This window comes from Archangium lipolyticum (assembly GCF_024623785.1).
In the GTDB taxonomy this organism is placed as follows: domain Bacteria; phylum Myxococcota; class Myxococcia; order Myxococcales; family Myxococcaceae; genus Archangium; species Archangium lipolyticum.
The window spans coordinates 391378-404715 of the sequence record NZ_JANKBZ010000006.1 but is presented as its reverse complement, the minus strand read 5'-3'; the positions used below and the strand labels follow the sequence as shown (position 1 = coordinate 404715).

Here is a 13338-nt window from a genome sequence, read left to right as displayed (position 1 = left end):
GGTCCTCTCCGGACCCCGATGGCGGGCCGCGTCATGACTCCCAGGTCCCTGGCCAGGGGAAAGCCGCGGGGAGGCCATCGGGATTACTGGCCTCCGGCGCCGGGTCAGCGCAGACTCATTGGCCTCGTGCGACCCGTCGTCCCGCTCCTCGTCCTCCTCTTCCTGACCGCTCCGGCCGCACGCGCCGCCTGCCCCGATGGGGTGCAGGTGTTCCCCGCTCCCGGCGCGGTGGTGCCCACCAATACCCGCTTCCTGCTCGAGGGCCTCGGCGCCTTCAGCTCCCGGGTGGCCGAATTGCCTGGCCGCGTCCTGCGGCTCCAGGCGGATGGCCACGAGGTGGAGGTGCGCATCCAGCGCGGGTGGATCAGCTCCCTGGGGCGCTCCGCCGTGGTGCTCCGGCCCTCGGGCCCGCTCAAGCCGGGCCTCTCCTACACGCTGCGCCTGGACGACGTGCTGCCCGACGTGAAGGTGCTCAACGGAGGGGGCTCCCCGTCCCCCGAGTGGCACAGTGGCCGGGGCCAGGACGTGTCGCGTCCGCGCTGGCTCAAGCGGCCCGCCGTGAGCGAGGGCCTCTTCCGCCGCACCCGCGACGGCTCCGAGCGCTTCGTCAAGCTGCGCATGTCGCTGGCCGAGGACAGTCCCGCCTACGCGGTGGTGACGCTCTCGCGCCGCGGCGAGGACGTGGCGGCCCAGCACTACGTCACCCCGCTGCACGATGGCGTGGCCCTGGTGGGGCACGAGGCTTGTAGTGGCGCCTTCGCCCTGGAGGATGGCAAGAGCTACCGCGCGAAGGTGGAGGTCTTCGACGCGGCGGGCAACACGGCTCCCGCCGTGCCCCCGGTGCAGTTCGAGGCGCCCGTGGCGACCCAGGAGAACCCATGACGGTGGACGTGGAGAAGTTGAAGCAGGGGATGGTGGAGTTCATCCACGCGTTGCAGGACGACATCTGCGGCGCCCTGGAGCGGCTGGATGGGAAGGCCCGGTTCCGCGAGGACCCCTGGCAGCGGCCGGGAGGCGGTGGTGGGCGCAGCCGCGTGCTGGAGGACGGGGCCGTGCTGGAGAAGGGCGGCGTGAGCACCTCGGTGGTGTTCGGCGAGCTGGAGGAGGCCTTCGCCAAGAAGTTGCAGGGCGAGGGCCGCACCTTCTGGGCCGCGGGCATCTCGCTCGTGCTGCACCCGCTCAACCCGTATGTGCCCACCGTGCACGCCAACTACCGCTTCATCCACCAGGGCGGGAAGGCCTGGTTCGGCGGCGGCGCAGACCTGACGCCCTACTACCTCCACGAGGAGGACGCGGTGCACTTCCACCGGGTCCACAAGGAGGTGTGTGACAGGCACGACCCGGCGTACTACCCGCGCTTCAAGGAGGCGTGCGACAAGTACTTCTACCTGCGCCACCGCGAGGAGACGCGCGGGGTGGGCGGCATCTTCTTCGAGAACGTGGGAGGCGACCTGGAGCGCGAGTTCGCCTTCGTGAAGGACGCGGGCCGGGCCTTCCTCCCCGCGTACCTGCCCATCGCCGAGCGGCGCAAGGACACGCCCTATTCGGACGCGCAGCGCTTCTGGCAGGAGGTGCGGCGCGGGCGCTACGTGGAGTTCAACCTCGTGTGGGACCGGGGCACCACCTTCGGCCTGGAGACGAAGGGGCGCACCGAGTCCATCCTCATGTCGCTGCCCCCGCAGGTGCGCTGGCGCTACGACCACCATCCGGCTCCCGGTACCGAGGAGGCGAGGCTGGTGGAGGTGCTGCGCAACCCCCGCGACTGGGCGGGCGCTCGCTGACGAGGAGGAGGGTCCCCCGTGGAGAACCCCGTTCCCGACAAGCCGCGCATGGCCACGTGGAAGAAGGTGGCCCTGGGGGCGGCGGTGCTCGCCGTGCCGTGCCTGATGGCGGTGGCCGGCGGCGCCTTCTACTTCATCAGCCGCAGGTTCCCCGTGCAGGACCAGGCCCTCAACCAGGAGGCGCGTGTCAACGTGCTCCGCCTCTGTGGTGACGTGCAGTCCTACCGGGATGAGCACGGCGTCTTCCTCGCCGCGGGCCCGGTGCCGAAGGAGGTGCCGCGGGGCGGCAGGGCGGTGCCCTTCGAGCCGGATGAGAACCTGAAGCTCATCGGCTTCGCCCCCGGCGAGCGCATCCGCTACCAGTACCAGGTGCTGGTGCAGGAGACGCCCCTGGGCGAGGCGGAGGTCACCTGCTACGCGCGGGGGGACCTCGACGGTGACGGCCAGGTCTCCGTCTTCCGGGTCACCTTGGACGCCAACGGGATGACCTCTCCGGTGACGGCGGAGCGGGAGGAGGAGTAACCGGGAGCCTGTGACTCAGTGGGCGGCGCTCTTCGAGAACAGGTTGATGACGAGGCAGCCCCCGAGAATCATCGCCATGCCGAGGATGGCGGCCAGGTCGAGCTTCTGCTGGTAGAGCACGTAGCTGGCCACCGCGACCAGGACGATGCCCAGGCCGGACCAGATGGCGTAGGCGATGCCGACCGGAATCGAGCGCAGCGACAGGTTCAGACAATAGAAGGCGATGCCATAGCCCACGACGACCAGGGCGGTGGGCCCGGGCCGGGTGAACTCCGCGGTGGCCTTGAGGGCCGAGGTGGCGATGACCTCGGCGATGATGGCGATGCCGAGATAGACGTAGGCGGGCATGGTCTGGAGCTCCTCCGTTGGCTGGGTCCCCTGGAAGGGGGGCGTAGCCTGGGCCTGCCCGCTTCCCAGTCAACACTGTTGGTGATTTCGCTCGCCGGGCCGTGAAGCCGCCCGGCGGTGAACGGCCAGTTACACGGAATGCTTGGGCCCCGGGGCGCTCATGCTAGGGTGGCGCACCCTTGGCTACCGACGATCTCACTCTCGTCAAGCGTGTCCGCAGCGGAGACCAACGCGCCTTCAAGCTCCTGGTCGAACGCTACCAGCGGAAGGTGTACGCCGTCGCGCTGGGCATGCTGAAGGACAAGGAAGAGGCGATGGACGTCTCCCAGGAGGCGTTCGTCAAGGTCTACAAGTACCTGGACCACTTCAAGGGCGACTCGTCCTTCTACACCTGGCTCTACCGCATCACCGTCAACATCTGTATCGACGTGATGCGTCGGAAGGGCGCCGCCGGTGGGGAGACCGAGGAGTTCGACGAGTCCGTCGCCAACAACGACCTGTCCGAGGCCCGCATCGGCGCGTTGGGCAGCCGCCTGGGGACCAACCCCCAGAAGAGCGCGCTGCGCCGCGAATTGGCGGAGAAAATCCAGGAGGCCCTCGCGGCCGTTCCCGAGAAGCATCGCGCCATCCTCCTGCTGCGCGAAATCGAGGGAATGTCCTATGAGGACCTCTCCCGCACGTTGGACATCCCCAAGGGCACGGTGATGAGCCGGCTCTTCCACGCGCGGGCGAAGGTGCAGAAAATCCTGAGTGAATACCTGGAGTTGGACGAGGCCAAGAGCGGGGTGGGCAGTGAGTGAAAGGACCTGGAATATCGGTCCCCACCTGCCGTCCAACCCTCCAGTCCCCCATTACACCGGGTGAGGAACATGGCCGGAAATCCCGCGTGCGAGCGCTTCATCCCACTGCTGTCCCCCTACATCGATGGGGAGGTGTCCCCCGCTGAGCGAGTCAACGTGGAGCGCCACCTGGCGGCCTGCCGCGACTGCGCCACCCGCGCGGCGGACCTGCGCGCCGAGTCCGCCCTGTTGCGCGTGGGGCTCGAGATGGCCGTGGACGAGGTGGACTTCAAGGACTTCACCCAGCGCGTCATGGCCCGGGTGACGCCCGAGCGTCCGCCCCTGCTGGAGCGGCTGCGCATCTCCCTCTCCGAGCTCTTCCTCTACCACCGCACGGCCATGGTCTCCTCGCTGGCCACGGCGGCGGTGCTCGTGCTGGTGCTCGTGCCGCTGCTCATGTCCCAGAACGAGGTGCCCATGGGCTACGGCGGGGACCGGATGCGGGTGCGCGCGGTTCGCGCCTCCGAGGGCGCCAAGGTGGCCCCCGTGGTGCTCGAGTCCGATGATGGCAACACCATCATCTGGGTGGTGGATCAGGACACCCCGCACGACGCCTCGGCCGTTTCGCCGCAGGGTTCGCGGGACGCGGGCAAGCACGACGAGCTGGACCCGAAGGATGATCCCGCCAAGGATGCCCGGCCCAAGGGAGGTGAGCTGTGAAGACGACGCACTCGACGATGAACGTGCTGGTGCTCGCGCTGGTGGGCCTGCTGTTGACTCCGCTGGTGGCCCAGGCCCAGGAGCAGCAGAAGCTCAAGGTGCAGGTGGAGGTGGTGCTCGTCTCGCGCAAGGGCACCGAGGTGGAGCCCTCCTCGCTCCAGAAGATGAAGGAGACGTTCCAGCGTCAGAACTTCAACTTCACCTCCTTCAAGCTCCTGTCCCAGCAGTCGCTCGAGGTGGGCAGCAAGGAGTCCACCGAGGTGAAGCTGCCCAACGGGGTGAACGCCTCGCTGCGGCTGCTGCGCATGCAGGGCGACACCGCCACCCTCCGCGTGGAGGTGCCTCAGTTGTCCGCCGTGGACGTGGAGCTGGGTCGTGAGGGCTCCGTCTACCAGCGCGCCGGCAAGCACGTGGGCGGGGAGCTCATCCTCGTGCTCTCCTCTCCCGCCGCGAAGTAGCCGCGGGCCCCCTCACCAACGGATGTGGTAGATGCAGGCGACGCTGCCCTTCTGCCGGCAGCCCGAGCCGTGGTCGACGCGCACCCACGTCGCGTCCTTTGGCCGGAAGCGCTCGCAGATGGCCTCGATGACGCCGTGGTCGAAGTTGCAGGAGTAGGGCGTGTCGCAGACCATGCGGCCTCCGCGCTCTCCCATCGGCTCGAAGTGGTAGCCACCGATGTTGCCGTTCTGATGCCCGCGGTGGTTCATCTGGTAGGCCACGTTGAGCACCTGCAGGGCCTCGCGCAGCGTGCGCACCTCGGGCGGGAAGAGGGCGTGGTCCGGAACCTTACGGCCCACCGCGCGCATGGTGACCGGGCCGATCTTCTGCTCGATGGCCTCGATGGCGGCGATGGCGTTGCGCATGGAGTACCAGCCCTCCGGCTCGATGTTCGGAATGCCATGGTCGGCCAGCAGCTTCTGCGCCTGCGTCTTGATGAGCTCCAGTGCGTTGAGGATGGCCATGAGCGATTGGCCCACCACCTCGACGTTGGCCGGAACGACCTGCTTCTGCATTGCGACCCCTGGGTAGGGTGGGCCTCGCCGGAATGGCTGCCACCCAGCGATGAACAGTAGATCTCCCGAGGGCTTCCCGGGCAGGGGGTTCTCTCCCCTCCCGGCTCCCTTTCCCGTCCGGGGTGCCGTTCCGGTCATTCGTTCCAGTGGGTGCAACCCCCCTTCTGTAGAAAAGACAGTCCCTGGCATGGGCCCGCCCGGCCGCCTACCTTGTGGGATATACGTGATTTCAAGGGGTTGCGTTCAGGCACACGGATTGCTCATAGGGTTGAGCGTGGGGCGGCGGCGTGGGGCGTGTGGGCAACCGGATAGACAACCCAGACTTGAGGGAAGGGCGGACCATGGCGAAGACCCAGCGGAGTGGCCAGGTGATGAATCGGGTGGCGCGTCAGGTGAAGGGGACGGCGAAGCGGGCGGTGGCGAAGGCGAGCAAGCCCGCGCGCAAGGTTCAGGTGACGCTGGGAGATCTGATCGCCGCGGCCTTCGACGTGGCGGGTGAGACGGGCGCGGCCGCCCGGCTGGTGTCCTCGCGTGCCATGGCCTCGGCCACGGGCAAGCAGATCGTCTTCGTCGGCTGAGACGGACTCGGGGTTGGGGGCAACGGCCCGCGTTCGTCCATGGACTGGGGGGTCGGGGGGCGGGGGGAGGTCGGACGCGGGCCGTTGTCCGGTTGTATGTGGAGACGCCAGGCCGCTCGTTTTCCGAGGAAGCGAGTGCCCCTGGCGTTTCCATTCGTGTGACCGGGCACCGGGTGGGAAGCGGGGTAGAGTGACGCGCCATGATTGGTGCCCTCGTCCTCGTCTCCGTGCTCCAACAGGCCCCAAGGGCCTTCGTTGATTCCTCCGCGGCGGCAGCACCCGCGGAGGAGGGTGTCCACTTCCACGCGGCCCTCGAGGTGGGCGCGCTGGCCCTGTCGGCGGGGACAGACGCCACGGGGGTGGATGTCTTCGGCTTCGCGTTCCCGCGCCTGGGCGTGAGGGGCGGCGAGGAATTCGAATTCGAGCTGGGAGCGCCGCTGCGGCTGCGGCTGCTCGACCAGGAGCCGGTGCAGGCGCGGCCGGACTACGGCGGCTATCTGCGGCGCGAGGACTGGGACGAGCGCAGTGACTTCGCCCAGGTGCTGCGCTCGCTGCGCATCGGCCGGGACGACGGCCGCTTCCAGTTGCGCGCGGGCGCCTTCTCCTCCTACTCGCTGGGGGCGGGCTGGTTGGTGAACCGCTACCACAACCGGATTTCGCCGGACTACCACCCCGCGGGAGGCAACTTCACCGCGTACCTCGGGCCCACGCGGGTGGAGCTCTTCGCCAGTGACGTGCTGGCCGGACGCCTCTTCGCCGGCGAGGTGCGGTTGGATCTCGGCCGCGTCCTGAGCAACACGGAGACGGCCTTCGACCGCTTCCTCCTCTCGTTGGATGTGGCGCACGACTTCGGCGAGGCGGGGGGCACGTCACCCGCGCTGTCGGCGGCGAGCGTCGGCCTGCAGGCGGGCCTGGTGAGGAGCGAGAAGCTCCAGCTCTGGGTGCAGGGCGCGGCGGGTGCGCGGGCGGACACGCTGGCCGAGTCGGTGCCGGACTACGGTGCGACGGTGGGCCTGGTGGTGGCGGGCAAGCCCCGGGAGAACGTGGAGATCAGCGGCCGGCTGGAGGGGCGGCGCCAGGGAGGCCTGTTCCGCTTCGGTGCCTTCGGCGCGGGGTACGAGCTGTCGCGCTTCTCCGGCGTGGGCCTGAGCGAGCTGCCGCTGTCCCAGGAGCAGTTGCCGGCGACGTTCTCCGGTTACGGCGAGGTGGTGGCGACGGTGAGCCGGAGGAGCGAGGAGGACCTGGAGCTGCTGGTCAGCGCGTCCGGCGAGTACTTCGTCACCACCGGCCGGGTGGACGCGGACGCGGTGCTGCAGATGCACCTGCCCGGAGGCAAGACGATGGCGGAGCTGCGCGCCATCCTCACGGACCTCACGGGCAAGCCGCGCTACTCCGTGGGGGCCGAGGTGCGTCACCGCTTCGTGCCCGCGCTCTACGGCGTCTTCATGGGCGGCACGGAGCACTTCCCGCAGGCCAACGGGAGCCTGAGGCACGGCTTCATGGCGGGCCTGGGGGTCGGCGTGGACTTCGAGCGCTGAGCCGGGTTGCTCGGCGAAGCGCGCGGCGGTGCCGTGCGTTACCCAAGCCTGGAGACGCGGAGGCGCGTCCATGCAGGCTCCCGAGCTTCTCCAGGAACTGGTGGTGGTTTTCGGGGTGGCGGTGGTGGTGGTCCTGGCGCTCAGCCGGTTGCGCCTGCCCACGCTCGCCGGCCTCATCGCCGCGGGTGCGCTCATCGGCCCGAGTGGCCTCGGCTGGGTGCATGACACCTGGCGCCTGGAGGCGCTGGCCGAGATTGGCGTGGGCCTGCTGCTCTTCGGCATCGGGTTGGAGTTCTCGCTCGAGCGGCTGAGGCGGTTGTGGAAGGTGCTCACCCTGGGTGGGGGGCTCCAGGTGGCGCTCACCCTGCTGGCGGTGGTGGCGCTCGCCATGGCGCTGGGCTTCCCGGCCCGCAAGGGCGTCTTCCTGGGCTTCCTGGTGGCGCTGTCCAGCACGGCCATCGTGCTGCGCGCGCTCGGCGAGCGGCTGGAGACGGACGCACCCCATGGGCGGCTCATCGTGGGGGCGCTCATCTTCCAGGACCTGTGCGTGGTGCCGATGATGATGGCCATCCCGCTGCTGGCCGGGCAGGAGCTGGGCGTGGGGGCCATCGCCTGGGTGTTGGCCAAGGCGGCGCTGCTGGTGGTGGTGACGGTGGTGTTCGGCCGGGTGGTCGTGCCGCCACTGCTGCAGGCGGTGGCCGTCACGCGCCGGCGCGAGCTCTTCCTGCTGGCGGTGTTGGGGCTGTGCGCGGGCATCGCGTGGCTCGCCGTGCTGGCGGGCCTGTCCCTGGCGCTGGGAGCCTTCATGGCCGGGGTGGCGTTGGCGGACAGCGACTACGGCTACCAGGCGTTGGCGGACATGCTGCCGCTGCGCGAGACGTTCGCCAGCCTCTTCTTCATCTCCATCGGGATGCTCTTCGACGTGCGCGTCGTCCTGGAGCACCCGGTGTTGGTGGCGGCGTTGTGGGTGGGCGTGCTGATGGGCAAGTCGGTGCTGGGCGGGGTGGGAGCGCTGGTGATGCGCTTTCCGCCACGGGTGGCGGTGATGGCGGGCGTGGGGCTGGCGCAGATTGGAGAGTTCTCCTTCGTGCTGGCCAACGCGGGATTGCAAGAGGGGCTGCTGAACGTGGAGGAGCGCAACCTCTTCGTGTGCATGAGCGTCCTCACCATGGCGGTGACACCGGTGGCGCTGAGCTTCGCGCCGAGGCTGGCGGCGGGCGTGGCGCACCTGCGGCCGTTGGAGGTGTTGTTCGGCGCGCACGGGCCGCACCGGCTGGCGCACGAGCACGAGGAGCTGTCCAACCACTTCATCGTGGCGGGGCTGGGGACGGCCGGGCGCATGGTGGTGAGGGCCCTGCGCGCCAGCAACCTGCCGCACGTGGTCATCGAGTTGGATCCGCACGTGGTGGCCGAGGCGCGGCGGCGCGGCGAGCTCATGTACTACGGGGACATCTCCAGCCCGGAGATATTGGAGCGCGCGGGAATCCACCGGGCGCGGGCGCTGGTGCTGCTCATCTCCGACCCGGACGGGACGCAGCGGGCGGTATCGGCCGCGCGGCGGCTGTCACCGGACATCCCCATCCTGGTGAAGGTGCCGAGGCTGCGGGACATCGGGGATCTGCACGAGCGGGGCGCGAGCGACATCGTGGCCGGCGAGTTCGAGACGGCGCTGGAGGCGGTGACGCGGGTGTTGCACGTAGGAGGCGTGGCGGAGGAGGTGCTGAACGAGCTGCTGGCCGCGCTGCGCCACGAGGGCGTGCCCGAGCACGGCCCCGTCTCCGGACCCCGGCGCATGCTGGGGACGATGGGCGGGCTGCGGCGAGGCACGGCCACCACGTGCTCGCACCTGCAACTGTCGCGGGAGGGCGTGGTGCCGAGGACCTTGGGTTGCGAGGAGTGCCTGGCGCTGCACCTGCGCTGGCACAACCTGCGGATGTGTCTGACGTGTGGCCATGTGGGCTGCTGCGACGCCTCCTTCGGCCGGCACGCCGCGAAGCACTACGAGGTGACCGGGCACCCGCTGATGCGCTCCCTGGAGCCGGGCGAGCACTGGGGGTGGTGCTACATCGACGCCATCGAGATCGATCCGGCGCCGCCTCGACGGCAGATGGAGCCCGTGAATCTGGGTGATTGAATCCCCGTTCATCCAGTGAGAAGACGGCTCCATGGCTTCGAGGCTCGGAACCGATCTGACCGTAGGCAGCATCCCCCGACACATCGTGACGTTCTCGCTGCCCATGCTCATCGGCAGCTTCCTTCAGACGGCCTACAGCTTCATCAACGCCATCTGGGTCGGCCAGTTCCTCGGCACCGGGGCGCTGGCCACCGTCACGGTGAGCTTCCCCGTCGTCTTCACCCTCTTTGGCATCGGCATGGGGATGACGCTGGCGACGAACATCCTCGTGTCGCAGAGCTACGGCGCGAAGCGCTTCGACGAGCTGCGCAGGGTCGTGGACAGCTCGACCGTGCTCATCCCCGGGCTGGGAATCCTCCTCACCCTGCTGGGTGAGTTCTTCACCCCCTACATCCTTCGCGCGATGGACACCCCCGCCGACATCTTCGATGCGTCGGTGAGCTACCTGCGCATCTTCCTGCTGTCGCTCCCCTTCAGCTTCGCCATGTTCGCCATCCGCAGCATGCTCCAGGGGATGGGGGACTCGAAGACGCCCCTGTACTTCCAGCTCGTCTCCGTCCTGCTCACGACGGTGTTGGATCCGCTCCTCATCTTCGGGAAGCTGGGACTGCCGAAGCTGGGACTGAACGGGACGGCCTGGGCCACCATCTTCTCCCAGGCCCTGGTGCTGGTGGCGCTCATGGCCTACCTGCGTCACCAGAAGTCTCCCGTGGCTCCCGGATGGCCTCGCTTCCGTCACCTGGGCCTGGAGACCCGGCAGACCTTCCGGATTGGCATCCCCGCCTCCATTCAGCAGTCCCTGGTGTCGCTCGGGATGGTGCTGGTGACCGGAATCGTGAATGGCTTCGGGGAGATCTCCACGGCGGCGTTCGGCGCCGCCTCGCGCATCGACCAGATCGCCTTCATGCCGGCCATCAACTTCGGCATGGCCATCTCCACGCTCGCCGGACAGAACCTGGGCGCGGGCCACCATGGCCGCGTGCGGGAGATCTTCACCTGGGGCTGTCTGTTCAGCGGAGCCATCACCCTGGTCATCTCGGCGGCGGCCGTGCTCTTTCCGGAGCCACTCCTCCGGGTGTTCACCACGGATGCCGTCGTCATCGAGCTCGGCACCTCGTATCTGCACATCGTCGGCGCCTGCTACGTCCTGTTCGGCCTCGTGTTCGTGAGCAATGGCATCATCAATGGCGCTGGCGCGACGATGATCACCACCTTCATCTCCCTGCTCAGCCTCTGGGTGATCCGTGTCCCCGGGGCCTACTGGCTCTCACGCCAGATGAACAGCGTGAAGGGCGTCTGGTACGCCATCGCCTTCAGCTTCTTCGTCTCGCTGGCCTGCAGCATGGCCTACTACTTCTCGGGCCGCTGGCAGCGGGCGCTGCTCAGGAAGGAGCACGCGGGCCCCGCCGCGGCCGGGCCCAAGCCGGACCCCGCCGAGGTCCTCGCCAACGAGACCGGAGAGGCGTGAGCGCCTCAGGACTTGCCGCCGAGCTGCTTCGCCGAGGCCGGGGCGGCGGGCAGGGTGATGCGGAAGGTGGTGCCCTTTCCCAGCTCGCTCTCCACGGTGATCTCTCCCCCCAGCCCCGACACGATGCCGTGGCAGATGGACAGACCGAGCCCCGTCCCCGTGCCCACCGGCTTGGTGGTGAAGAAGGGGTCGAAGATGCGGTCGCGCACCTCGGGAGCGATGCCACTGCCGGTGTCCGTCACCTCGATGACGACGCGCGTGCCGATGGCCCGCACCCGCACCCGCACCTCGTTGCGCTCGGGCTGATTGGCGGGCAGGGCCTGGGCGGCGTTGATGAGCAGGTTGAGGAACACCTGCCCCAGGCGGATCTCACTCGCCCACACCAACGGCACCGGCTCGAAGTCCTTCACCAACTGGGCGCGCCCGCGCAGCTCGTTGCGCACCAGGCGCAGGCTCGACTCGAGCACCTCGCGCACGTCCACCGCGGACAGCTGCTCGCCATCGTCGCGCGAGAGCGTCCGCAGATCGCGCATGATGTGCCGCATCCGCTCGGCGCCCTGGTGCGTCTCGCTCAGCACCTCCTGCATCTCCCGCAGCGGCTCGGCCGGCAGCTCGCCCATGAGCCGCTGGCACTCCTGCTCCAGGAAGCCCAGGTTGGAGAGGACGAAGGCGAGCGGATTGTTGATTTCGTGCGCGATGCCGGCCGCCAGCGTGCCCACGCTCGCCAGCCGGTCGGCGAGCAGCAGGCGTGACTGCATCTGCTTGCGCTCGGTGACGTCCCGCGCGCTCACCACCGTGGCCGGCTCGCCGTCGAAGAGCAGCCGCATGGCGCTCAGCTCCGCCTCCACCGGCTGGCCGCCCGCGCGCAGGAAGCGCACCTCGCGGATGGAGTTGTCCTCGCCCTTGAGCACGCTGGCGGCGACCTCCCGGTCATCCGGGTGGATGAGCTCGAGCAGCGAGGCGCCATCGAGCCCCTCCGCCGAGCCATGGCCCAGGAAGGTGAGCCCCGCCGGGTTGATGTAGAGCAGGCGGCCGTCGTGGTGCACGAAGATGGCCTCGGGTAGCCCCTCGATGAGGGTGCGGGAGCTCTCCTCGGAGCGGCGCAGGGCCTCCTCGGCGTTCTTTCGCGCGGTGATGTCCACGGCCACGCCCCCGATCAGGTGCCGGCCGAACGCATCGCGCAGGGCGAACTTGTGGATGAGCCAGTAGTGCTCCGTCCCCTCGGGCGAGAGGACCAGCTGCTCGGCGCAGAAGCGCTGCCCGGTGGTGAGCACGCTCTGGTCCTCCTGGTGCATCCGCTCGGCCTGCGAGGAGGTGAACAGCTCGGCATCCGTCAGCCCCACCATCGCCTCCGCCGAGCGCCGGAAGAACCGGGCGTAGGCCTCGTTCACCCACGTGCGCCGGCCCGAATCGTCCTTCATGAAGGCGATCAGCGGGCTCTGGTTCATGAACGAGTAGAACAGCTCCTGGCTCTGCTGGAGCGCCGCCAGGGTGTCGGCGAACTCGGCCACCAGGGTGCCCTTGGCCTCGAACTCGGAGGCGTTGATCATCGCCGCGCCGAGCAGCTGGCCCATCAGCTCCAGCGTGCGCACGTCCAGGTCGTCGTAGGCGTTGGGCTCGCTGTAGATGACGTTGAGCGCGCCCATGCCGGTGCCACCGCGCTGCAGCGGGACGACGATCATCGAGCGGGCGTTGATCTGCCGGGTGGCGTTCACGTTCACCCGGGGGTCGCTCTCGGTGTCGCGGGAGTGGAGCACCTCGCCGCGCAGGATGCTCATGCCCGAGAGGCTGTTGGCGAGCTTGAGCCGGAAGCCGCGGTGGTGGGCCTGGCTCCCGAGGGTCACGCGGTAGACCAGCTCGTCGCCCTCGACCAGCGCCACCGAGGCTCCCGCCGCGCCGCTCAGCTCCAGGGCGCGCTCCGCGATGAGACTCATCACCTTATCCAGCTCGAGCCCCGCCAGCGCGACGTCGTTCTGGGTCTGGATGATGGCGGTGAGCCGCTCCAACTCGCCGCGCGAGGGCGGGCCCTTCTGGGTGGCCTGCATCCCGGCCTTCCTGCGCCGGCCGAGCCACTCGAGCCGGGTCCGCATCCGCGCCGGATCGAAGGGGGCGATCATGTAGTCATCCACCGCGGCGGCCAGCAGGGCCTCCAGGGGCACCGGCTCGGGCGAGGCCGGGAGGAGCGCGAGGAGGAAGGGCCTGGGCCGCACGTCCGGGGGGATGGGCCGCCGGGCCATCTCCTCGGCGACTTCACGCCCGCACACCAGCACGCCCTCCACCCCGCGAAGCCATGGCTCGGCCTGCTCGGCATGTGGAGCGTGGACCACCTCATGGCCCCATTCGTGGAGGAGCGGGCGGATGGAGTCATCGGCTGGACCAACGAGGAGCAGCTTCATGGTGGTCGCTGGAAGGGGGGCAGGGCCCTCCTACAGGGATGACCTCCTGGCTTGGAGTCCG

13 protein-coding genes are annotated in these 13338 nt (G+C 69.2%); 10 read left to right on the top strand and 3 right to left on the bottom strand.

The genetic code is table 11. From position 1 onward, the window contains the following. Nucleotides 1-126: 126 nt before the first annotated feature. Genes NR810_RS16610 through NR810_RS16600 form a run of 3 tightly spaced genes read left to right on the top strand, consistent with a single transcriptional unit; the run spans nucleotide 127 to nucleotide 2303 of the window. Nucleotides 127-882: a hypothetical protein gene (locus tag NR810_RS16610; protein ID WP_257453583.1), complete on the top strand. Its 756-nt coding sequence runs from the start codon at nucleotides 127-129 to the stop codon at nucleotides 880-882. After that, nucleotides 879-1781 (top strand): oxygen-dependent coproporphyrinogen oxidase, encoded by a 903-nt coding sequence (hemF, locus tag NR810_RS16605; protein ID WP_257453582.1) that lies wholly within the window; start codon nucleotides 879-881, stop codon nucleotides 1779-1781. The genes NR810_RS16610 and hemF overlap by 4 nt, the downstream gene beginning before the upstream one ends. A gap of 18 nt (nucleotides 1782-1799) precedes the next feature. Beyond that, a complete protein-coding gene (locus tag NR810_RS16600; RefSeq protein ID WP_257453581.1) occupies nucleotides 1800-2303 on the top strand; it encodes a hypothetical protein in 504 nt (167 codons plus the stop codon). A gap of 15 nt (nucleotides 2304-2318) precedes the next feature. On the opposite strand, the gene NR810_RS16595 is transcribed toward NR810_RS16600, so the two are convergent. After that, complete coding sequence (locus NR810_RS16595; protein WP_257453580.1) at nucleotides 2319-2651, bottom strand: DMT family transporter; 333 nt, start codon at nucleotides 2649-2651, stop codon at nucleotides 2319-2321. Nucleotides 2652-2830: 179 nt separating this feature from the next. Here NR810_RS16595 and NR810_RS16590 point away from each other — a divergent pair, with 179 nt between their 5' ends. The 3 genes from NR810_RS16590 (at nucleotide 2831) to NR810_RS16580 (ending at nucleotide 4608) form a co-directional block, all read left to right on the top strand. Then, nucleotides 2831-3451 carry an RNA polymerase sigma factor gene (locus NR810_RS16590; RefSeq protein WP_257453579.1) on the top strand — a complete coding sequence of 207 codons (621 nt, stop codon included), beginning with the start codon at nucleotides 2831-2833 and terminating at the stop codon, nucleotides 3449-3451. 69 nt (nucleotides 3452-3520) lie between these two features. Beyond that, the gene (locus NR810_RS16585; protein ID WP_257453578.1) at nucleotides 3521-4150 is read left to right on the top strand and encodes an anti-sigma factor family protein; all 630 of its coding nucleotides are present in this window, start codon (nucleotides 3521-3523) and stop codon (nucleotides 4148-4150) included. Then, nucleotides 4147-4608, top strand: a complete 462-nt coding sequence (locus NR810_RS16580) for a hypothetical protein (RefSeq protein ID WP_407653789.1) — start codon at nucleotides 4147-4149, stop codon at nucleotides 4606-4608. The genes NR810_RS16585 and NR810_RS16580 overlap by 4 nt, the downstream gene beginning before the upstream one ends. A gap of 12 nt (nucleotides 4609-4620) precedes the next feature. On the opposite strand, the gene NR810_RS16575 is transcribed toward NR810_RS16580, so the two are convergent. After that, nucleotides 4621-5163 carry a hypothetical protein gene (locus NR810_RS16575; protein WP_257453577.1) on the bottom strand — a complete coding sequence of 181 codons (543 nt, stop codon included), beginning with the start codon at nucleotides 5161-5163 and terminating at the stop codon, nucleotides 4621-4623. A 341-nt stretch (nucleotides 5164-5504) separates the two neighbouring features. Here NR810_RS16575 and NR810_RS16570 point away from each other — a divergent pair, with 341 nt between their 5' ends. From NR810_RS16570 to NR810_RS16550, 4 genes are all read left to right on the top strand, one after another. Further along, nucleotides 5505-5741, top strand: a complete 237-nt coding sequence (locus tag NR810_RS16570) for a chaperonin (RefSeq protein WP_257453576.1) — start codon at nucleotides 5505-5507, stop codon at nucleotides 5739-5741. A 200-nt stretch (nucleotides 5742-5941) separates the two neighbouring features. Continuing rightward, nucleotides 5942-7279 carry a hypothetical protein gene (locus NR810_RS16565; protein ID WP_257453661.1) on the top strand — a complete coding sequence of 446 codons (1338 nt, stop codon included), beginning with the start codon at nucleotides 5942-5944 and terminating at the stop codon, nucleotides 7277-7279. Nucleotides 7280-7349: 70 nt separating this feature from the next. After that, the gene (locus NR810_RS16560) at nucleotides 7350-9413 is read left to right on the top strand and encodes a cation:proton antiporter domain-containing protein (RefSeq protein ID WP_306818222.1); all 2064 of its coding nucleotides are present in this window, start codon (nucleotides 7350-7352) and stop codon (nucleotides 9411-9413) included. Between the two features lie 31 nt (nucleotides 9414-9444). Beyond that, nucleotides 9445-10881 (top strand): MATE family efflux transporter, encoded by a 1437-nt coding sequence (locus tag NR810_RS16550; RefSeq protein ID WP_257453575.1) that lies wholly within the window; start codon nucleotides 9445-9447, stop codon nucleotides 10879-10881. Between the two features lie 5 nt (nucleotides 10882-10886). Here NR810_RS16550 and NR810_RS16545 read toward each other — a convergent pair whose 3' ends face one another. Continuing rightward, the gene (locus NR810_RS16545) at nucleotides 10887-13277 is read right to left on the bottom strand and encodes an ATP-binding protein (protein ID WP_257453574.1); all 2391 of its coding nucleotides are present in this window, start codon (nucleotides 13275-13277) and stop codon (nucleotides 10887-10889) included. Nucleotides 13278-13338: the final 61 nt, after the last annotated feature.

Coding starts and splice junctions, on each gene's coding strand:
- NR810_RS16575 (WP_257453577.1), bottom strand. CDS start 5,163: ATGCAGAAGCAGGTCGTTCCGGCCAACGTCGAGGTGGTGGGCCAATCG.
- NR810_RS16585 (WP_257453578.1), top strand. CDS start 3,521: ATGGCCGGAAATCCCGCGTGCGAGCGCTTCATCCCACTGCTGTCCCCC.
- NR810_RS16565 (WP_257453661.1), top strand. CDS start 5,942: ATGATTGGTGCCCTCGTCCTCGTCTCCGTGCTCCAACAGGCCCCAAGG.
- hemF (WP_257453582.1), top strand. CDS start 879: ATGACGGTGGACGTGGAGAAGTTGAAGCAGGGGATGGTGGAGTTCATC.
- NR810_RS16560 (WP_306818222.1), top strand. CDS start 7,350: ATGCAGGCTCCCGAGCTTCTCCAGGAACTGGTGGTGGTTTTCGGGGTG.
- NR810_RS16545 (WP_257453574.1), bottom strand. CDS start 13,277: ATGAAGCTGCTCCTCGTTGGTCCAGCCGATGACTCCATCCGCCCGCTC.
- NR810_RS16570 (WP_257453576.1), top strand. CDS start 5,505: ATGGCGAAGACCCAGCGGAGTGGCCAGGTGATGAATCGGGTGGCGCGT.
- NR810_RS16550 (WP_257453575.1), top strand. CDS start 9,445: ATGGCTTCGAGGCTCGGAACCGATCTGACCGTAGGCAGCATCCCCCGA.
- NR810_RS16595 (WP_257453580.1), bottom strand. CDS start 2,651: ATGCCCGCCTACGTCTATCTCGGCATCGCCATCATCGCCGAGGTCATC.